Source organism: Aeromonas sp. PI_26, assembly GCF_027854445.1.
In the GTDB taxonomy this organism is placed as follows: domain Bacteria; phylum Pseudomonadota; class Gammaproteobacteria; order Enterobacterales; family Aeromonadaceae; genus Aeromonas; species Aeromonas veronii.
The window spans coordinates 48,360-67,179 of record NZ_JAJNOE010000009.1; the positions used below are offsets into that span (position 1 = coordinate 48,360).

General features: G+C 58.3%; 15 protein-coding genes. 6 read left to right on the plus strand and 9 right to left on the minus strand.

The features are described from left to right. Positions 1–15 precede the first annotated feature (15 nt). Positions 16–861 (minus strand): DUF5718 family protein, encoded by an 846-nt coding sequence (locus LRL22_RS11415; protein ID WP_103251154.1) that lies wholly within the window; start codon positions 859–861, stop codon positions 16–18. 338 nt (positions 862–1,199) lie between these two features. Here LRL22_RS11415 and LRL22_RS11420 point away from each other — a divergent pair, with 338 nt between their 5' ends. From LRL22_RS11420 to LRL22_RS11430, 3 genes are all read left to right on the plus strand, one after another. Continuing rightward, positions 1,200–1,592 carry an NUDIX hydrolase gene (locus LRL22_RS11420; RefSeq protein WP_075115100.1) on the plus strand — a complete coding sequence of 131 codons (393 nt, stop codon included), beginning with the start codon at positions 1,200–1,202 and terminating at the stop codon, positions 1,590–1,592. A gap of 91 nt (positions 1,593–1,683) precedes the next feature. Beyond that, entirely contained in the window at positions 1,684–2,190 is a 507-nt protein-coding gene (locus LRL22_RS11425) for a GNAT family N-acetyltransferase (RefSeq protein WP_216962344.1), read from the plus strand. 297 nt (positions 2,191–2,487) lie between these two features. After that, a complete protein-coding gene (locus LRL22_RS11430; RefSeq protein WP_164536643.1) occupies positions 2,488–3,606 on the plus strand; it encodes a glycerol dehydrogenase in 1,119 nt (372 codons plus the stop codon). Positions 3,607–3,712: 106 nt separating this feature from the next. On the opposite strand, the gene pdxY is transcribed toward LRL22_RS11430, so the two are convergent. From pdxY to LRL22_RS11445, 3 genes are all read right to left on the minus strand, one after another. Further along, positions 3,713–4,576, minus strand: coding sequence for a pyridoxal kinase PdxY (gene pdxY, locus LRL22_RS11435; RefSeq protein ID WP_019446110.1), 864 nt, complete (start codon positions 4,574–4,576; stop codon positions 3,713–3,715). A gap of 168 nt (positions 4,577–4,744) precedes the next feature. Further along, positions 4,745–5,521 carry a DUF429 domain-containing protein gene (locus LRL22_RS11440; protein WP_270905427.1) on the minus strand — a complete coding sequence of 259 codons (777 nt, stop codon included), beginning with the start codon at positions 5,519–5,521 and terminating at the stop codon, positions 4,745–4,747. Positions 5,522–5,605: 84 nt separating this feature from the next. Beyond that, the gene (locus LRL22_RS11445) at positions 5,606–6,169 is read right to left on the minus strand and encodes a VC2662 family protein (RefSeq protein ID WP_270905428.1); all 564 of its coding nucleotides are present in this window, start codon (positions 6,167–6,169) and stop codon (positions 5,606–5,608) included. 260 nt (positions 6,170–6,429) lie between these two features. Here LRL22_RS11445 and ybcJ point away from each other — a divergent pair, with 260 nt between their 5' ends. Beyond that, positions 6,430–6,663 (plus strand): ribosome-associated protein YbcJ, encoded by a 234-nt coding sequence (ybcJ, locus tag LRL22_RS11450; protein WP_005361116.1) that lies wholly within the window; start codon positions 6,430–6,432, stop codon positions 6,661–6,663. Between the two features lie 33 nt (positions 6,664–6,696). Here the strand turns inward: ybcJ and LRL22_RS11455 are convergent, their stop codons facing one another. The 4 genes from LRL22_RS11455 to LRL22_RS11470 all read right to left on the minus strand — a co-directional run bounded on the left by LRL22_RS11455 (position 6,697) and on the right by LRL22_RS11470 (position 13,793). Then, a complete protein-coding gene (locus LRL22_RS11455) occupies positions 6,697–7,170 on the minus strand; it encodes a DUF4442 domain-containing protein (RefSeq protein ID WP_180342937.1) in 474 nt (157 codons plus the stop codon). 167 nt (positions 7,171–7,337) lie between these two features. Next, positions 7,338–9,089: an ABC transporter transmembrane domain-containing protein gene (locus LRL22_RS11460; RefSeq protein WP_270905429.1), complete on the minus strand. Its 1,752-nt coding sequence runs from the start codon at positions 9,087–9,089 to the stop codon at positions 7,338–7,340. Continuing rightward, positions 9,086–10,822: an ABC transporter transmembrane domain-containing protein gene (locus tag LRL22_RS11465; RefSeq protein WP_120414116.1), complete on the minus strand. Its 1,737-nt coding sequence runs from the start codon at positions 10,820–10,822 to the stop codon at positions 9,086–9,088. Before LRL22_RS11465 ends, LRL22_RS11460 begins: the two co-directional genes overlap by 4 nt. Before the next feature lie 166 nt (positions 10,823–10,988). Next, on the minus strand, positions 10,989–13,793 hold the full coding sequence (locus LRL22_RS11470; RefSeq protein WP_270905430.1) for a hybrid sensor histidine kinase/response regulator: 2,805 nt from the start codon (positions 13,791–13,793) through the stop codon (positions 10,989–10,991). A gap of 187 nt (positions 13,794–13,980) precedes the next feature. Here LRL22_RS11470 and trxC point away from each other — a divergent pair, with 187 nt between their 5' ends. Together trxC and LRL22_RS11480 are read left to right on the plus strand one after the other, a co-directional pair. After that, positions 13,981–14,415, plus strand: coding sequence for a thioredoxin TrxC (trxC, locus tag LRL22_RS11475; RefSeq protein ID WP_005352560.1), 435 nt, complete (start codon positions 13,981–13,983; stop codon positions 14,413–14,415). Between the two features lie 161 nt (positions 14,416–14,576). After that, positions 14,577–15,959, plus strand: a complete 1,383-nt coding sequence (locus LRL22_RS11480) for an SLC13 family permease (protein WP_005333606.1) — start codon at positions 14,577–14,579, stop codon at positions 15,957–15,959. A gap of 63 nt (positions 15,960–16,022) precedes the next feature. Here LRL22_RS11480 and LRL22_RS11485 read toward each other — a convergent pair whose 3' ends face one another. Beyond that, entirely contained in the window at positions 16,023–18,497 is a 2,475-nt protein-coding gene (locus LRL22_RS11485; protein ID WP_005361122.1) for a glycogen/starch/alpha-glucan phosphorylase, read from the minus strand. Positions 18,498–18,820 lie beyond the last annotated feature (323 nt).

Sequence of the window (18,820 nt, forward strand, 5' to 3'; positions counted from 1 at the left end):
CACTGGCAACGGTGATTAGCGCGCCTGCACCGCCTGCAGCAGCACCGACATATCAGCGCCAAAGTTGCGGCTGCGGATCGCTTCGCGAATATCCGCTTCGCTATAACGGCTGCCCGGGTAGACCACCACGCAGGAAGTGTCGCCCGGTTTGAGGAAGTGGGTCTCGCCAAACGGGGTATAGCGAGTGGCACCGATACTGATGAGCGCATGGGGAGGATGTCCCGCCTGCGCCAGCAGTCCCTGAATGTGCTCCGCCGGCCCCTCATCCTGCTGATGATTGAACTTGTCGATGGCCCAGTCGAGCAGCTTGCCGTGGAAGTAGCTGTAGTCGATGGCGGCGCTGTCTACCCCGTAGGCGTGCAGCTCACCGTCCCGCTCCAGATAGCAGGCGATACGATAGTCATCGAGCTCGCAACCGGCGGCAAAACCGGAAAGCGGCAGCAGCTTGTCCGCCAGCCCCTTGCTCTCTTCGCCCCAGTTCTTCTTCTCGCTGATCTTCTTGGCGTTGGGACGACGGATGGAGCAGTCGTTATAGGCGCCAAAGGCGCGGGGATGGATCGCCACCACCTGCTTGTCGGCATACTCCAGCTCGCACCAGAGGGCTACTTCCGGCTCGATCTGCACCTTCTCGTCACCACTGACCGCCGCTTCCGGCAGGAAGATCGCCTTGTCGCTCAACGGGAATACCCCGAGCTGACCCGGATGGCCCGGCACGAAGAAGGGAAAGAGCGCCTTGGGCGCCGTGGTGTCACGCACCACGACCGCCACGAAATCCGACGCTTCACCCGCCTGCTCCAGATGACCGGCGAAATTGCCCGCGACCCCGAGTCCGATAAACTTGCTCTCTGCTGCTATCTGCATCTTGCTCACCTGCATCTTGCCAACGCAAGGTAGCAGGCTCGTCGCCTACTACCGCTAAAGTGGCAAGATTAAACCACAAGGACCCCGCCTTCGCCCAGTCCGGCCCTGTAGTGATGTGCGCCAGTCCGCTTTTTTAGGGACGAGAAGGCTGTGGTGAACCAGCCATTGCGCACTCATTCAGCTACGCGGTCACCGCGCTGGAAACAGTGCGTTTCCGGCATCTCCCCTCTTTCTCCTTGGGACTCAACTTCATCTTTGTTAGGCTGCCGGCATGCAAAACAACTGTGCGCTTGAGTGCGCCACTGCTCATCACGGCAACCCCATTGGAGAGAAAACAGATGATCGACAAACTCGCTTGGCTCACCTTTAAAGATCAGCAACTGCTCTGCGCCCGCTCCCACGGCAAGGGCATCTATTACATCCCAGGCGGCAAGCGGGAACCGGGCGAGAGCGACGAGGCGGCGCTGATCCGCGAGATTGAGGAGGAGCTGGCTGTCACCCTGCAACCCGACACCCTGCGCTTTGCCTGCGAATTCAACGCCCAGGCCGATGGCAAACCTGCAGGTGTCGAGGTGAGACTGCGCTGCTACACCGGCGAAGCGAGCGGCACCCCGATCGCATCGGCCGAAATTGCCGAGCTGCGCTGGCTCGACAGCTCTCACCTCGATGAGCTCTCCCCCGTCTCCCGCCTGCTGTTTGTCTGGCTGGTTGAGCAGGGGCTGATCCGCTGACAAGTCGTGCTTGCGCCAAGCATACGTATCCACCTCATATGAACCAACGGTGGCAATCAGCCACATAACAGCGCAACGACAAGGATGTCAGATGGACATTGTGGAAGTTAATAGCGCAGCGACCTACCAAAGTGCGCTCATCACCCTGCTGCAAGATTGTGTCGATAGCGGCGCCTCGGTCGGATTTTTACCGCCGCTGACCACGGAGGAATCTACCCGCTACTGGCAAGGAGTTGAAGCGGATCTTGTGGCAGGTCACCGAAAGCTGTGGCTTGCCCTTGAGCAACAACAGCTCGTGGGAGCGGTTCAGCTCGCGCTCTGTGGCAAGGCCAACGGTCGCCACCGGGCCGAGGTGGAAAAACTGATGGTACTGCAAACGGCGAGAGGCAAAGGTGTCGGTCATGCGCTGATGCAGGCAATGGAACAAGGCGCCCATGCCGCGGGCCGTTCGCTGCTGGTGCTCGATACTCGCGCCGGTGATGTGGCCTCCCACCTCTATCGTCAACTCGGCTATCTGGAGGCGGGCCAGATCCCGATCTTTGCGCGCAACGCCGATGGCTCTCTTGCTGCGACCGTCATCTTCTATAAACCGCTCTGACCATCCCCTATCTCTTATCCACATACAGCAGGGCCGCACCAAGCGGCCCTGCTTGTTGCCCGCGTGACTGTTTGTTGCAGCAATTTGGCTTGCGACGGATTGCCACGATACGGCCAGTGCTCCTGTATGCCTCAACACCGCCAATCGCCGCCCCAAAATACAGCCAAACAAATAGAAAGATTAATTAATGATTAAAACGCCCCCCTTTTCTTCTTCATCTATTGCCTCATCAGGCGTATCGTAAGAGACCCATTTGATAATCAATCTTATGTTATTCACTGCCTTGAGGAATAATGGATGCCCACTTTGCCCCGTACAGTTACCTCCCCCAAAAAGTTCATCATCGGTCAACACCTTCTCCCGCAACTCCATGAGCACGTTAAAGATTTTGGTGACTATGCGTTGCTCATCAGCGATGAGTTCATTCTGGAGCGGGTACGGGAAGAAGCTTTGGCGGGGCTCCTGCAGGCAGGTCTCAGGGGAGTGGTCGACAAGTTTCGCTACGAATGCACCGAACAGGAGATCCACCGCCTGACCCACCTTGCAGAGCAATATGGTGCGAACGTGATTGTCGGGATCGGCGGCGGCAAGACGCTGGATGTCGCCAAGGCCGTGGCCTTCTATCTGCGCCGTCCGGTTGTGCTGTTCCCGACGATTGCCTCCACGGATGCCCCCTGTACGGCGCTGGCAGTGATCTACAACCAGGCGGGTGAATTTGAACGCTATCTGTTCCTGCCGCAAAATCCGGACGTGGTGCTGGCTGACACGGCCATCATTGCCGCCGCCCCTCCCCGCTTCTTTTCCGCAGGCGTTGGCGATGCCCTGGCCACCTATTTCGAGGCGCGCGCCTGCTATCGGGCAGACGGACTCAATCTAGTCGGCAAGCGTCCTTCACGCACTGGCCTTGGTCTGGCACAGCTCTGTTACGAGCTGCTTGGTGAGAACATCGAGCTGGCCATGGATGCAATACGCCACCATGTCTCGACTCCGGCGCTGGAGCAGGTCATCGAGGCCACCATCTACCTCAGCGGGGTCGGCGCAGAAGCCGGTGGACTGGCCGCCGCTCATGCCGTCAACAACGGCATGTCACTGATCCCGGAGCTCCATCGTGCCCAGCATGGCGAGAAGGTGGTCTTCGGCCTGCTGACCCAACTTGTGCTTGAGCGCGCCCCGCAACATGAACTTGATGAGGTGTTTCGCATCATCGACTGTGCAGGCCTGCCCATGACACTGCAAGAGTTGGGGCTCACCCACTTTGATGAAAGCGAGTGGCGCAAGGTGGCGCAGCTGGCCTGCGATCCCCTCGATACCATGGGCAACATGCCGATGACAGTGAGTGAACAGGATGTCTACGCCGCCGTGGTAGCGGCCAATGCCATGGCTGAGCGTTATCGCCTCCGCCATCCCCGCATCTGATTGCTTGCCGCACTAAATAGGCAAACAGTAAAAAGGCTTGCCCATTGGCAAGCCTTTTTTATCTGCAGCCCATCGCTTGTCTAGATAGACGAAAGCCTGCGCAGTATCAGGGCAGTTTCACCGCTCGCACTGCAACCTCTGGCAGGGCGAAGGCATCTTGCGCGGCGATGAGTTGCAACTCGTAAGCCTGCTGGCGCCAGGTCTCCTGCAGCACCGCATCCACCGAGGCGTTGGTGCGCTCGAACGCGCTGACCGCATCGTGACCGGCCAGCAAATTGGCCAGCATCAGGGCGCTGATAAGATCGCCCACCCCCACCGGCTGGCGGGCAAAGTCATAGAGCGGACGGGCAATCAGATAATCCCCTTGCGGCGTTGCCAGCAGCATCTCGAAGCGGCTGGAGTCCTGCGCCGCACGACCGAGATGCTTGACCAGCACCAGCTTGACGCCGCGGGCCAGCAGCTGATGGGCAGCCGCGCGGGTCTGATCCAGATCAGCCAGATGGGTATCACAGAGGGTCTCCAGCTCCAGCAGGTTGGGGGCCATCATGTCGGCCACCGGCAGCGCCTGCTCGGTCAGGAAACGGGTGACGCCGGGGGCAACGATGCACCCCTTCTCCGGGTGACCCATCACAGGGTCGCAGAAGTAGATGGCATCGGGGTTGGCCGCCTTGACGGCGTTGACCACGGTCAGGATCTCGTCCCCCTGCTCGGCGGAGCCAAGGTAGCCGCTCAGCACGGCGTCACACTGGCTCAACACCTCGATATTGCCCAATCCTTTCACCAGCGCACTGATATGACCCGCAGGCATCGCCATTCCCTGCCACCCCTGGGCATATTGGGTGTGGTTGGAAAACTGCACCGTGTTGATGGGCCATACATCCATGCCGAGGCGACGCATGGGGAAGACGGCCGCGCTGTTGCCGGCACAACCAAAGACCACGTGGGACTGAATAGAGAGAACGGATTTCATCGGGAATACCACAGCAAAGGATCAGCAAGGTGGGCAATATATCGGATGAAGATAACGATGCGCCACCTTGGCGCGGGATGAACAGGCAATTTCCTGACTAAAGACAGGTTTTTTACGCCATTTGGCCCACGCCGACAAGGTGAGCGGAGCCATGATGCGCCGCGTCCGTCACATCCCGTTGCGTTCAACAGCATGAGGGGCAAAGTGATAGACCCATCCCTCATCACAAGGCATGTCGCTGGGGGGCTGAATCAGCTCAGGCAACACCGCCACCTTGCCACCAGCGGCATACTGCAGCGCCATCAGGGCGCAGAGCGCCGCATCGTAGCGATCGGTGCCGACCTGCACATCCGCAGGCAGCAGCGCCGCCAGCTCGGGCCGTGCCGAGGATGCCTTGCCGCCCACTTTGGCCAATGCCGGATAGACCTCCAGCACGGCGCGACTGGCCTTCGGGGCAACGGTCGGCACCAGTTGCAGATCCGAGAGTCGCGGCAGCATGGAGAGCGCCAGGGTGGCGTTGTTGCCAAGCCGGTCGAAGGTGGCCGACAGCGGCTTCTTGCCGTACTGCTGATACAGCCAGCGCTCGCAGTCGCGATAGGCGTAGGGGTTGTCTATCTCACGCTCGGGAGCGGCGCAGCTATGTGGCTGGCCATTAAGCAGATCCCGCAAGGCGCGGGGAAAGGCAAGCGGCGCATCGATACCGAGCGCCAGTTGCGGGCAGGCTTCTACCTGCATCAGGGTCAGCTCATTTTGCAGGGCGGGACGCAGCAGAGCGGCCAGATCCGGCGCCACCCGCGAGCTCAGACGAAACAGCGGCGACACCCCGAGCCAATGCAGGTGGTTAGAACCGGCCTGCCAGCCCACTACAGCAACCGCCTGGGCACTGCCCTGCCAGCCCCGCACATCCCAGCCGATCCCGATTGCACTCATCTGCCCTGCCGTCATCAATTACCTCTTTTCACCTGTCACACGTTGCAAGAGGCACAGGGTAATCAGCAGAGGCCTTTAACGCAAAGCGAACCGCCTTGGTCAGAACGATTTCTGGAAGTTCACCAGCGGCAGAATGGGGAACACGCCGTTGGCGGCATAGTTGGCCAGCCCGATCTGCAAGCCATCGAGGTGCTGGGTGGCATTGATAAAGCCAATCTGGAAGGTGGTACGCTCGGCATAGTTGACGAAGCCGACGTTGGCCAGCGCATTGCCCTTGGCGATGTTGACGGCACCCCAGTTGAGCCCCTGCACATTGTTGGTCAGGTTGACTACCCCCAGATTGACGCCGGTATCCTGACCTTCGTGCCAGTTGATGGCGTTGATGGCGACACCGCCAAACTGGTGACGCACCCGACCAGCACCGAGGAAAATCCCGAGCTGCAGACCGCTGAACTGATCCACATCGGAGAGGGCGAAGATCGGCAGATCAATACCCTTCACCTGACCGGTCCGGCCGTAGAGCAGCGAGGCGCGCGCCCCTTCCACCTGATGGGACGCGGGCAAATTGACCCCAGGCAGCGAGACCTGCACCGGAGTACTGGCCTGCGCGACACAGCACAGAGTAAGGGCGCTGCATGCCAGCAGCAGGCGGGAGAGTGTCATGGAAAGTTCCTTGGGCCATTGAGAGTGGCCCGATCCTAACAGTCAGGGGCTAATGTGGGCACACCAGCAGGGACGAGGTGCGTCACGATACGTCACGGGTGGCCCTCTCACCTCTCCATCAGGTCTTGCGAAAGCGCCACCTTAAAGACAATCGGCCACTTTTTCGCAGCGAGTGGCCCCTCTTCCTTTCTTTGCCTGAGCGAACTGCCTAAAATAGTCGCCCTGCTGTATCCGGCATTCATCCATCTAGAGGATTTCCCATGGAGACGTTTCTGCTCGAAGGTCACCCCTTCGTTGCCTTGTGTGACCTTATCAAACATCAGGGGTGGGCCGATTGTGGCGGCGCCGCCAAAGCCCTCGTTGCCGAAGGGCTGGTCGAGGTGGACGGTCAGGTTGAGACCCGCAAGCGCTGCAAGATCGTGGCCGAACAGGTGGTCAACTTCAACGGCATGAAGGTCGTGGTGAAAGAGGGCGTCAGCCCGGAGATTGGCTAAACCCGTTTCGGGGAGCCACTCTCCGGCAACCCGCTAGCTGGCCTTGACTGACAGGGTCAACACAAAACGCGCCATCGCCTCATCCCCGTTCAATGACGGGCAGGTGGCCACCACCCGGATGGGGCGATTGATGCGCTGACCGCTTGCCAGCGACTCGTCGATCATGGCGTCAATCTCCTCCCCCGCTGCGCAGTCGAACTGCACATCCCCCTCCGGTCGTTTCAAAAACTCCCCCTGCACATCCTTGAAGGCGAAGTGCACCTTCTTGCGCCGCTGCCGCCCCTTCTCCATCACCAGCAGACCGCCTACCAGATCGGCGCCGGTCGCCAGCGCGCCAAAATACATGCTGCCCAGATGGTTGCGGGTACGCCAGCCAAGGGGAATGCGAATGCGCAGCGCCTTGGCGTTCATCTCTTCGATGATCGGGGCACAAAACCCGATAACGGGAATGTAGCGCCAGGCAAACAGCCGGAGCGCCAGATTGGCTTTGAAGCGTTGCAAATCCATATGCGAACTGATCCGATGAGTTAATGTAAACGACATGTTGCCTGCATCTGCGCCATTCGACAAGCACAGGGTTCACGGTTACGACCTTTTACCCAACCCAAAAAAATAGAGGGAACCGCATCGGTTCCCTCTTTTCGTTCATGTCGTCGTTACAGCAAATGTGCCGCTCAGGCGCGCTTCTCTTCCAGCCAGGCCCCCTGACTCTGCATCTCGAACAGCTGGGCATAGTGACCGCCGAGGGCCATCAGCTCGCTGTGGCTGCCCCGCTCGCTCACCTGACCGCGGGAGAGCAGCAGGATCTCGTCCGCATCGACGATGGTCGAGAGGCGGTGGGCGATGGCGATGGTGGTGCGGCCACGACGGGCAGCAGAGATCGCCTGCGACAGCGCCAACTCGGTCTGGGAGTCCACACTCGCCGTCGCTTCATCCAGAATGAGGATACGCGGATCTCCCACCAGTGCACGGGCAAAGGAGAGCAGTTGCCGCTGACCGGCGGAGAGGTTCTTGCCACCCTCCTCCATCAGGGTGTTGATCCCCTGTGGCAAGCTGTGCACAAACTCGGCCAGCTGCACCTCGCTCAGCGCCTGCCAGAGCCGCGCGTCATCTATGCCGGCGCGGCCGAGACGCAGGTTCTCCGCCAGAGTGCCGACGAAGATAAAGGGATCCTGCTGCACCAACCCGATGCTGCGGCGCACCGCCGCCAGCGACAGAGTATCCAGTGCGTGATCATCGAAGCGGATCTGCCCCTGATCCAGCGGATAGAAGCCCATCAGCAAGCTGATGATGGTGGACTTGCCGCTGCCGGTATGGCCCACCAGCGCCAGCATCTGGCCCGGTTTTGCGGCAAAGCTGACCTCCCGCAGCACCTGCTGCTCGCCATCGTAGGAGAAGCTCACCCGCTCGAAACTGACCCGTCCTTCCAGCGGGCGCAGCTCGCCCTCGGTGCTCTCGCGGGTTTCATCGAGCAGGGCAAAGACCCGCTCCCCCGCCACCATCGCCTGCTGCAACTGGTTAAGCTGGTTGGTCATCTCGATGAGCGGCTCGATCATCCGCCCCAGATAGCTGATAAAGGCGTAGAGCACCCCCACCTGAATGGCACCGGCGTGGCTCCCCCCCTCGTGGGCGAACAGCGCCAACAGACCGATCAGCACCATCATGTAGAAGAGATCGATGAGCGGACGCAGCAAAATGCCGTTGATCTTGAGGCTCTTGATCCGTGCCGACCAGTGTTGCTGGTTCACCTCGGCAAAGGCGTTGGCAAAGTGGCGCTCCTGCACCATGGCCTGGATCACCGGCATCCCCTGCAGCGACTCGTTGAGGCGGCTGTTGATGTCGGAGAGCAGACTGCGGGTCGCTCGCACCACCGGCACGCTCAGTTTCTGGTAGAGCCACATCACCCCGCCCACAGCGGGCAGCAACAGGGAGCAGACCAGCATCAGCCGCAGATCCAGCAGCGCCATCGAGATGAGGATGCCGCACAAGAGCACCACCTTTTGCACCAGCAAGCCGATCACCTGCACATAGAGGTTCATGATCGCTTCGGTGTCGTTGGTGATGCGGGAAATCAGCGAGCCGGATCGATGCTTGTCAAAGTAGCGGGCCGGCAAGCGGATGGCGGTGGCAAACACCTGCTCGCGCAAGGTTTGCACCACCGCCTGAGCGATGCGATTGAAGCGCAGGGATTGCAAATAGAAACCCGCCGCCGACAGCACCTGCAAACCCAGATAGCCCGCCGCAATCAGGGCTATGGTGGGCAGCACGATATTGCGTGGCGCCAGATAGTCATCGATAAAGAGCTTGATCAGCAGCGGCCCGGCCACTTCGGCGCCGGTGGCAAGCAGCAGGCAAATCCCCGCCTGGATCAGCCAGCGAGGATAGCGGGCGCAGTAGGCGAGCAGTCTTTTAATGGTCGGATTCACAGGCTCTCCTCCACCGCTTCTTCGAGTCGCTGATAACGCACCATATCTGCATACCAGCCATTGTGCGCCATCAGGGCACCGTGATGACCCCGCTCGCTAACGGTCCCCTGCTCCAGCACCAGGATCTCGTCGGCCTGCTCCACCGCCGTCATGCGATGGCTGACCAGGATCAGGGTGCGACGATGGGCTTTGAGGGCATGCAGAATTTGCTGCTCAGTGTGGGCATCCACCGCCGAGAGCGCATCATCGAGCACCAGAATGGGCGCATCCAGCAGCAGGGCGCGGGCAATGGCCAGCCGCTGTTTCTGACCGCCGGAGAGGGTCACCCCTTTCTCCCCCACCTCGGTCTCATAGCCCTTGGGGAAACGCACAATATCATCGTGGACACAGGCAATGCGCGCCACCCGTTCGACCTCCTCGCGGCTCGCATCGGGTTTGCCGAGGGCAATATTGGCGGCGATAGTGGTGGAAAACAGGAATGGCTCCTGCGGCACATAGGCAAACTGGCTGCGCAGTGTGGCGAGCGGCAACTGGTCAATCGGTACGCCCCCCATGGCTATCGAACCGTGAGTCGGATTGGCAAGGCGCATCAACAGCTTGAGCAGGGAGCTCTTGCCTGCCCCGGTGCGCCCCACCACCCCAAGCATCCCCCCTTGCTTGAGGGTAACGTCGATATCCGCAAGCAGGGTGCGCTGCTCAAGTTGATAGCTCACCCCTTTGATCTGCAAAGGAAAGGCAGAGGTAAACGCGGCAGGCTGGGCGGGCTCTTCGATATCGCTACGCTCCCCCAGCAGGCTTTCGATACGGGAGTAGGCGGCGCTGCCCCGCTCGATGATGTTGAACAGCCAGGCGATGGCAAACATCGGCCAGATCAGCTGGCCAAGGTACATGGTGAAGCTGGTGAGCTCACCCAGGGTCAACTCATCGCGCAGCACCAGCACACTGCCCCCCGCCACCGCGAGGAAGTAGGAGCAACCGATACAGAGATAGATGACCGGATCGAATTTGGCATCGATGCGGGCCACAGCCATATTGCGCTCCCCCGCCTGTTTGGTCAGCTCGGCAAAGCCTTCATCTTCCAGCGATTCAACCGCATAGGATTTCAACACCCGCACGCCGGAAAGGGCCTCCTGGGTCTTGTTGTTGAGCCTGGAGAAGGCCCCTTGCGCCGCCTTGAACTGGGTATAGATCTGGGTGCCGAAGCGGTTCATGAAATAGGCCATCACCGGCAGCGGCAGCAAGGAGACCAGCGTCAACTGCCAGGAGTACTGGCTGCACATGATGGAGAGCACCAATACCCCGACCATGATGGAGTCCACCAGAGTCAGCACCCCTTCGCCAGCGGTCATCTCCACAGCCTGAATGTCATTGGTGGCATGGGCCATCAAATCGCCAGTACGGTGGCGCTGATAAAAATCGGGGCTCATCCGGGTGAAATGGCTGAAAAGGCGATTGCGCAACACATAGGCCAGACGGTAAGAGGCACCAAACAGCATCACCCGCCAGACGTAGCGCAGCAGATAAATCAGCACACCCAGACCAAACAGCCCCGCCAGATAGCGCATCAGGGTACCATTGTCGAGACCACCCCTGGTGATGCCATCCACCACCCAGCCCACCACTTTGGGCGGAATAACGGTCAACAGGGCCACCATCAGCAGCAGGGAGATGGCGGCCAGATAACGGGGCCACTGCTCCTTGAAAAACCAGCTCAATCGTAGAAATACGCTCACACCACCAACCTTTAGCGCTCTCTGCCCGTGACCGCTCCAAGGAGCGGCCATCAGAGAAGCCACGCAGAAATAGAAGAATGAAAACAATCGCCTCCGGCTGGAGGCGATTCGAACGAAAGCTCATCATATCCCGAACCGGGATGGTTGAGAATAATTACTATTTAATTCACTGTGACATGCGATCATCCCCTGATGAATAGGGATTATACGAATTTTCATGCTGCTCACCGGTCAACAGGAAGTGTGACACCTCTTCCCGGGTCTGGCTAAAGACCTGTTGCAACTGCTCCAGATCCGTCTCGCTCAGCACTTCGTTTTGCCGCAGGCGCCACTCCAGCTCGCCAGCCACCAATTGCAGACGGGACGCCGAGATATTGGCAGACACCCCCTTGAGGGTGTGCAGCAGCTTGCTGGCCACCTCGGGCTGCTGACGGCGCAGGGCGGAGCGGATCTCCCACAGATCGTCCTTGTGCTCCGACATGAACAGCTTGAACAGGATCTGCAACGCCTCCTTGTCCTGCTCCAGCCGCTTGAGTGCATCCTGCAGATCGAGGATCCCGATCATATCCGGCGGTTTCACCTCCATGATCCCCGCCTGCTCCACCCCTTGCGGCTTTACCCACTGCAGCAGGTTGTTGTAGAGATCCAGCTTGCTCACCGGCTTGGTGACATAGCCATTCATCCCCACCCCCAGGCAACGCTCCTTGTCACCGGGCATGGCACTGGCGGTGAGGGCAATGATGGGCACATCGTGTTTGTCGACCATCTTGCGGATCTGGCGGGTGGCATCGAGTCCGTCCAGCACCGGCATCTGCAAATCCATCAGGATCACGTCAAAAGGCTGCTCGGCGACCCGCTCCACCGCCTCCCGACCATTGCTGACCACACACACCACCGCATCGACGCGCCGCAGATACTCAATGATGAGCTGCTGATTGACCCGGTTGTCTTCCGCCAACAGCACTCGGGTACCCTGCAACAGGGATTTGAAGTGTTGCTGATCCCCCTGTGCCTCGGCCTTGCGCAGGTTGAGCTCGTAGGAGCTGCCGTTGAGCAGCTCGTCCACCTTGGCCAGCAGGGCATTTTCGGTCATCGGTTTGGGCAGAAAATGGGTCAGCCCCATGCTATCCATCCGGGCGTGTAGCCCCTCTCTGGCCCAGGCACTGATCATCAGGATGGGGATCCGCCGCCACTGGCTGTGCTGATACATCTCCAGCGCCAGATCGAGCCCATCCTCCTGACCCATGCGCCAGTCGAGGATCGCCAACCGCAGATTCGGTCCCTCTTCACGGAGCAGCTGACGGGCGCGGGAAAGGGAGTTAACCGGCAGCACTCGCACTCCCGCGCGAGTCAGAATGTCCCGGGCCAGATCCAGCACCAGTTCGTTGTCATCCATCACCATCACCAGCGGCTGGTTCTCGAAGAAGACTTTCCGTCCAGCCACGCCGTAGACCGCCTGCGCCATCGGGATATCGAACTTGAACAGAGAGCCGACGCCAGGCTTGCTCTCTACGGTGATCCGCCCCCCCATCAGCTCCACCAGCCGCTGGGAGATATTGAGCCCGAGCCCCGAGCCGCCATATTTGCGGGTATTGCCCGCCTCCAGCTGGGTAAACGCCTGAAACAGTTGGGTCTGCTTCTCTTCGGCAATGCCGATGCCGGTATCGCGCACACCGAAGCGGATCCGCATTGGGTGAGGATTGGCCAGCTCGATGCAGACTTCGACTTCACCGCGTTCGGTAAACTTGATGGCGTTGTTCACCAGATTGACCAGCACTTGTCCCAATCGCAAGGGATCCCCACGCAAGAAGACCGGCACCTCCGGTGACTTGCGAATAACCACTTCCACGTGTTTGCGCTCCGCCAGATCGGCAAACATGCCCGCCAGCGAATCGAGCTGCTCACTGAGATCGAAGTCGATCTCCTCCAACGTCAGCTTGCCGGACTCCACCTTGGTCAAATCAAGGATGTCGTTGATCAGCAGCAGCAGGGTATCGGATGAGGATTTGATCTTGCCCAGATAGTCCCGCTGTTGTTGATCCAATTCGGTCTGCAGTGCCAGCGAGCTAAAACCTATGATGGCATTCATGGGGGTGCGGATCTCGTGGCTCATGTTGGCCAGAAAATCGCTTTTGGCCTGGGCCAGCAAGCCGGTCTGGCGCGACAACTCGCTCAGCTTCTGATTGCGGCGCCACAGGGTGAAGGCCACCAGCGCAAAGCAGATCAAAGCCCCGCACAGCACCATCAGATAGAAGCGGTTCATCAAAGAGGAGGCGCGCTCCAGCTTGTCGAGTTTCCAGCGCACCAGACTCTCGATCACATGCATGTCGATGAGCTGGTAACGCAAGGTGTGATAAGCAATCACCTGCTGGCTCATCTCCTTGCTCAGGCGGATCAGGGTGGCGATCTCCGGCAAGTTGCCATAACGGGATTGCAACTGCTGTTGCAGCTGGTCCAGCGTAGTCTGTTCACGTTTGTCCCAACTGCGCTGCAGATAGTTGCTCAGTTGCGCCAACTCCTCTAGGTCGCGATGGAGAGCACTGTCTGACGGGCTTATCCCCCGCACCTTTTTAATCTGGGCCTGCAGGGGCGCATTGAGGTACTCGATAGCCATCTCAATGGCATGAAGCCTGGCCAGCGCCAACAGATAGTTGTCCATGTCATCAAGCAGAGCCTGGGAAAGGTCGTCTTGCACCAGCTCGGGATCGCTTCTGACTTCCCGTACAAAACCGTCAAGGGTGATGGATAACTGGTTCAGGCGCTGCTGGACATTGCTGTCATTGGCCTGCTCCCGCCCAAGCAGATAGAGGGTATCGGCGTTGATCCTGTTCAGCACCACCTCGGCCGCTTCGTTCAGGTTGTGGGCCTGCTGCTGCTGACTGAGCGACTGCCAGCAGTAGCCCGAAAAGGCAAGCAGCAGGGCAACAATCAGCCCTGGCACAGCACGGTTTTTCCGTGATCCTTTATTCATCCCGTCTCGACTCTCATCTGGTGGTCGCTGAATTATCCGGTCAGGCAATGAACCCTGGGGGAATTATCCACTCCCGCTGGGCACTGTGTTACCGTTATTGCTCTGATATTTCGCTATTGTTTCGCGATTGCTTCATTCTGGCTTTTCATCATATCCCCGGCCAGAGCTGATTTAGAAGGAACCAATTATGTCATTTATCACTACTTATTGTAGCCACTGCTTTACCAGGAACCGCCTGCCCGTTACCCATATCGATACATCTGCCAAATGCGGGCGCTGCAAAGCCCTCCTGTTCAGCCAGACCCCTTGCCTCGGGAATGCGGATAACTTCGATACCCTGATCAACTCAGACATCCCGGTCGTGGTCGATTTCTGGGCCAGCTGGTGCGGCCCCTGCCAGCAATTTGCTCCGGTATTTCATGAGGTTGCCCATGAACTCGAACCACGGATGCGCTTTGCCAAAGTCGATACCGAGCAACAGAGCACCATTGCCGCCCGTTACGCCATTCGCAGCATCCCCACCCTGATGGTCTTCCAACAGGGCAAACTGGTGAACCAGATAAATGGCTCCTTGCCCAAGAGCATGTTCAAGCAATGGCTGGAACAGTTCATGGATGTTTGATTTATATTTCGCACATGTTTTATTTATGTGTTCATTTCCTCATTTTTATCAATGAGTATGTGAGTAGAGGCTGATTTTCAACATGTGAGTCTGTTTCAAACAAGTGAATGGATGTAATCTCGGCAACACAAAAAAAACCATAAATTAACCGAGAGAACATTATGCACACATCAGCTGTACCCTCTGCTCCATCTCGCTGGCTGGACATCAAATCAGGGATCGTCATCCTGGATGTCTTGCTACTTTGTGCCATGCTCGCCTGGCTCCCGTTTGACCCCATGGTTAACAAGGGGCTGGGCATTCTGGTCTTTATCGCCATCCTCTGGCTGACCGAAGCACTGCACGTCACCATCACCGCGCTGCTGGTACCCCTGCTGGCTACCGTGCTCGGGGTGTTTGACATGAGCAAATCCCTCACCGATTTTGCCAACCCGATCCTGTTCCTCTTTTTTGGCGGTTTCGCCCTCGCGGCAGCCCTCTCAAAACAGGGACTGGATACCCTGATGGCAGGCAAGGTGATGCACCTGGCCAATGGTCATCTGGGTTGGGGCGTCATCCTGCTCTTTACCATCACAGCCGCCATGTCGATGTGGATCAGCAACACCGCTACCACCGCCATGATGCTGCCACTGGCGATCGGTATGCTGGCACGCCTCGATAGCAAAAAAGAGCGCGCCACCTTCGTCTTCGTATTGCTGGGGATCGCCTACAGCGCCAGTATCGGCGGCATCGGTACCCTGGTGGGTAGCCCACCCAACGCCATCGCAGCCGCCCAGATGGGGATTGGCTTCACTGACTGGATGAAATTCGGTGTTCCAGTAGTGCTGATCCTGATGCCCTGCGGCATTGCCCTGCTCTATCTGGTAACCCGCCCGCGTCTCAGCCACCGCGTCGAGATCCAGGATGTCACCATCAACTGGACCCGCGAGCGTAAAGTGACGCTGGCAATCTTCCTGACCACAGTTGTGCTCTGGATCGGCTCACAACCCATCTCCAACGCCTTTGGCGGTATTCCGCAACTCGACACCCTGATTGCCATGGGCGCCATCGTGGCCATCGTGGTCAGCCGTGTCGCCAGCTGGGATGACGTCAACCAGAACACCGACTGGGGCGTGCTGATGCTGTTTGGCGGCGGTCTGACCCTGAGCGCCATTCTCAAGGCCACTGGTACCAGCGCATTCCTGGCCAGCCATTTGTCGGCTGTACTCTCCAACGCCAACATTTTTGTTGTGTTGCTTATGCTGGCCGCCTTCGTGGTGTTCCTGACCGAGCTGGTCTCCAACACCGCCACCGCCGCGCTGTTGGTTCCCCTGTTTGCCGGTGTCGCCGAGGCGCTGGGTGTATCACCTGTGGTGATGTCGGTGTTGATCGCTATCGGTGCCTCATGTGCCTTTATGCTGCCGGTCGCCACGCCGCCCAATGCCATCGTCTTCGCCAGTGGCCACATCCGCCAGAGGGAGATGATGAAAGCCGGTATGGCTCTGAACGTGGTCTTTACAGTGTTGCTCGCCCTGCTGGCCTACTTTGTTGGCGATATCCTCTGATCCAGCTCCCCCCAATAAACAAAAACCCCCGCATTGCGGGGGTTTTCTCATTTATGAATCCGATTAGCCGATGTTGCAGGCCTTCAGATCCCAGATCCGATCCACATAGTCCTGGATGGAACGGTCTGAGTTGAACTTGCCCATGGTGGCCGAGTTGATGATGGCCTTCTTCGCCCACAGTGCCGGATCCCGATACCAGGTATCGATCAGCTTGTGTGCATCCGAGTAGGACTGGAAGTCCGCCAAGGTCAGGTAAGGGTCTCCCCCTTCCAGCAAAGAGCGCTTGATGGAGGCCAGCTCACCCGGACGACCCGGCGTGAAGTAGTCGGTATCAAACCAGTCCAGCACGGCCTTGAGCTCGGAGTTGGCATAGTAGAAGTCGTACGGATTATAACCGCGCGCCTTCAACGACTTCACTTCGTCCACGTTCAGACCGAAGATGGCACAGTTTTCGGCCCCCGCCTCTTCAGCGATCTCGATGTTGGCTCCATCCAGCGTCCCGATGGTGATTGCACCGTTGAGTGCCATCTTCATGTTGCCGGTACCGGATGCTTCATAACCTGCAGTAGAGATCTGCTCGGAGACATCTGCCGCCGGGATCAGCTTCTCGGCCAGACTCACGCGATAGTTCGGCATGAACACCACTTTCAGCTTGCCCTGGATACGAGCATCGTTATTGACCCGATCCGCCAGTTTGTTGATGGCATAGATGATGTCTTTGGCCAGCTTGTAACCGGGCGCCGCTTTGGAGCCGAAGATAAACACACGCGGATGCATGTCATAGTCCGGGTTGGCCAGCAGACGACGATAGAGCGCCATGATGTGAATGAGGTTCAGCTGCTGGCGCTTGTACTCGTGCAGACGCTTGATCTGAACGTCAAAGATCGCCTCGGCACTGACATCGATACCGGTTTCGTCTTTGATGACCTTGACCAGCTTCTCTTTGTTGTGACGCTTGATGGTCATGAACTGCTGCTGGAACGCCTTGTCGTCGGCAAACTTCACCACGCCACGCAGTTTGTCCAGTTGCAGCGGCCACTCCTTGCCCACTACTTCGTTGTAGAGGCCAGCCAGTTCCGGGTTGCACGCCAGCAGCCAGCGACGCGGGGTCACCCCGTTGGTCACGTTGCACATTTTTTCCGGCCACAGCTCGGCATACTCGGGGAAGAGATCTTCCTTCACCAGCTTGGAGTGGATCTCGGCCACACCGTTCACTTTGGACGAACCGATCACGCACAGGTTGCCCATGCGAACCTTGCGTACATCTCCCTCTTCGATGATGGAGAGCTTGGCTTTGATAGCATCGTTGCCCGGCCACTTGGGCTCCACCAACTCGTTCAGGAAGCGGGCGTTGATCTCGTAAATCACCTCCAGATGGCGAGGCAGTACTTTCTCGAACAGGCTGACCGACCACTTCTCCAGCGCTTCCGGCAGCAGAGTGTGGTTGGTATAAGAGAAGACCTGATAGCAGATAGCCCAAGCGGCATCCCAGTTCAGATCTTCCTCGTCAACCAGCACCCGCATCAGTTCCGGGATGGCGACAGTCGGGTGAGTATCGTTGAGCTGAATGGCAATTTGCGCGGCAAAGTTGCTGAAGTCACTACCATGGACCCGCTTGTAGCGGCGCATGATGTCCTTGATGGAGCAAGCACAGAAGAAGTACTGCTGGATCAGACGCAGCTCTTTACCGGCATCGGTCTCATCGTTCGGATACAGCACCTTGGAGATGGTCTCGGCCTGGGCTTTCTCAGCCTGGGAGTCGATGTAACCACCTGCGTTGAACACGTCCCAGTCGAAAAACTCGGAGGCGCGGGATTCCCACAAACGCAGGATGTTGACGGTGTGACCGCCAAAACCGACCACCGGAATATCCCAAGGCACCCCTTTAATCTTGCGACCGGCGTGCCATACCTTCTTCAGGCCGCCATTGTCACCAAACACGGTCTCGACGTAGCCATAGAGCGGCACTTCTTGCACCGACTCGGGGCGGCAGATCTCCCAGGGGTTGCCATATTCACGCCAGGAGTCTGGGCGCTCAATCTGGCGACCATCCTGAATTTCCTGACGGAACAGACCGTGTTCGTAGTGGATACCGTAACCAACCGCCGGATAGTTCAGAGTGGCCAGCGAGTCGATAAAGCAGGCAGCCAGACGACCCAGGCCACCGTTGCCAAGTGCCATGTCCGGCTCTTGTTCGCACAGGTCGGTCAGTTCCAGACCGAGTTCGCCCAGCGCCTCTTCGCAAGTCTTGTAGAGGGAGAGGTTGTGCAGGTTGTTGGAAGTCAATCGTCCCATCAGGAATTCAGCAGAGAGATAGTGAATCGCACGAGTATCTTTCTTGAAATGAGTCTGCTGAGTGCGGGTCAGGCGCTCGTACACCTGTTCATTGACAGCCGCAGCAGTGGCTTTCCACCACGCTTCGGGAGAGGCTTTCTGTTCGCTTGTTCCCAAGGTAGAACGCAGGTGACGCACGATACTCGCCTTGAGCTGATCTTTATCCAGTTGGAGATCCTGGTCTGTCTTCTTCTTGGTAGCCATAAACCATATTCCTTCGTTACAAATAAAATTGTTATCCCGCTTGCGGGACCGGCGCTGTTGTTATCTCAAAATATGTACCGGCGTGAGAATACTAACTAAAGCGGCAGAATTAAAAGTTAACGCAAGTCACACTTTAACCGATAAAAACAGCCTGAAAAGCTTGAAAACCCTTTCCTTTAACTGATCGAGCAAAAACAAATATTTCCTTTATTATCAGCAATTTAATGCAACATTAAAAATATTCTGGCATGAATAGGTTTTCAGAGATTGCCAAGCCTTGAAAATCCCTGAAAATAGACAGCAAGACGGCACATTGAAACCGG

Excerpts from the sequence above, each read along its gene's own strand:
- LRL22_RS11485 (WP_005361122.1), bottom strand. The coding sequence starts at position 18,497 with ATGGCTACCAAGAAGAAGACAGACCAGGATCTCCAACTGGATAAAGAT.
- LRL22_RS11480 (WP_005333606.1), top strand. The coding sequence starts at position 14,577 with ATGCACACATCAGCTGTACCCTCTGCTCCATCTCGCTGGCTGGACATC.
- trxC (WP_005352560.1), top strand. The coding sequence starts at position 13,981 with ATGTCATTTATCACTACTTATTGTAGCCACTGCTTTACCAGGAACCGC.
- LRL22_RS11425 (WP_216962344.1), top strand. The coding sequence starts at position 1,684 with ATGGACATTGTGGAAGTTAATAGCGCAGCGACCTACCAAAGTGCGCTC.
- LRL22_RS11445 (WP_270905428.1), bottom strand. The coding sequence starts at position 6,169 with ATGACACTCTCCCGCCTGCTGCTGGCATGCAGCGCCCTTACTCTGTGC.
- LRL22_RS11415 (WP_103251154.1), bottom strand. The coding sequence starts at position 861 with ATGCAGATAGCAGCAGAGAGCAAGTTTATCGGACTCGGGGTCGCGGGC.
- LRL22_RS11430 (WP_164536643.1), top strand. The coding sequence starts at position 2,488 with ATGCCCACTTTGCCCCGTACAGTTACCTCCCCCAAAAAGTTCATCATC.
- LRL22_RS11440 (WP_270905427.1), bottom strand. The coding sequence starts at position 5,521 with ATGACGGCAGGGCAGATGAGTGCAATCGGGATCGGCTGGGATGTGCGG.
- LRL22_RS11420 (WP_075115100.1), top strand. The coding sequence starts at position 1,200 with ATGATCGACAAACTCGCTTGGCTCACCTTTAAAGATCAGCAACTGCTC.
- LRL22_RS11455 (WP_180342937.1), bottom strand. The coding sequence starts at position 7,170 with ATGGATTTGCAACGCTTCAAAGCCAATCTGGCGCTCCGGCTGTTTGCC.
- pdxY (WP_019446110.1), bottom strand. The coding sequence starts at position 4,576 with ATGAAATCCGTTCTCTCTATTCAGTCCCACGTGGTCTTTGGTTGTGCC.
- ybcJ (WP_005361116.1), top strand. The coding sequence starts at position 6,430 with ATGGAGACGTTTCTGCTCGAAGGTCACCCCTTCGTTGCCTTGTGTGAC.
- LRL22_RS11470 (WP_270905430.1), bottom strand. The coding sequence starts at position 13,793 with ATGAATAAAGGATCACGGAAAAACCGTGCTGTGCCAGGGCTGATTGTT.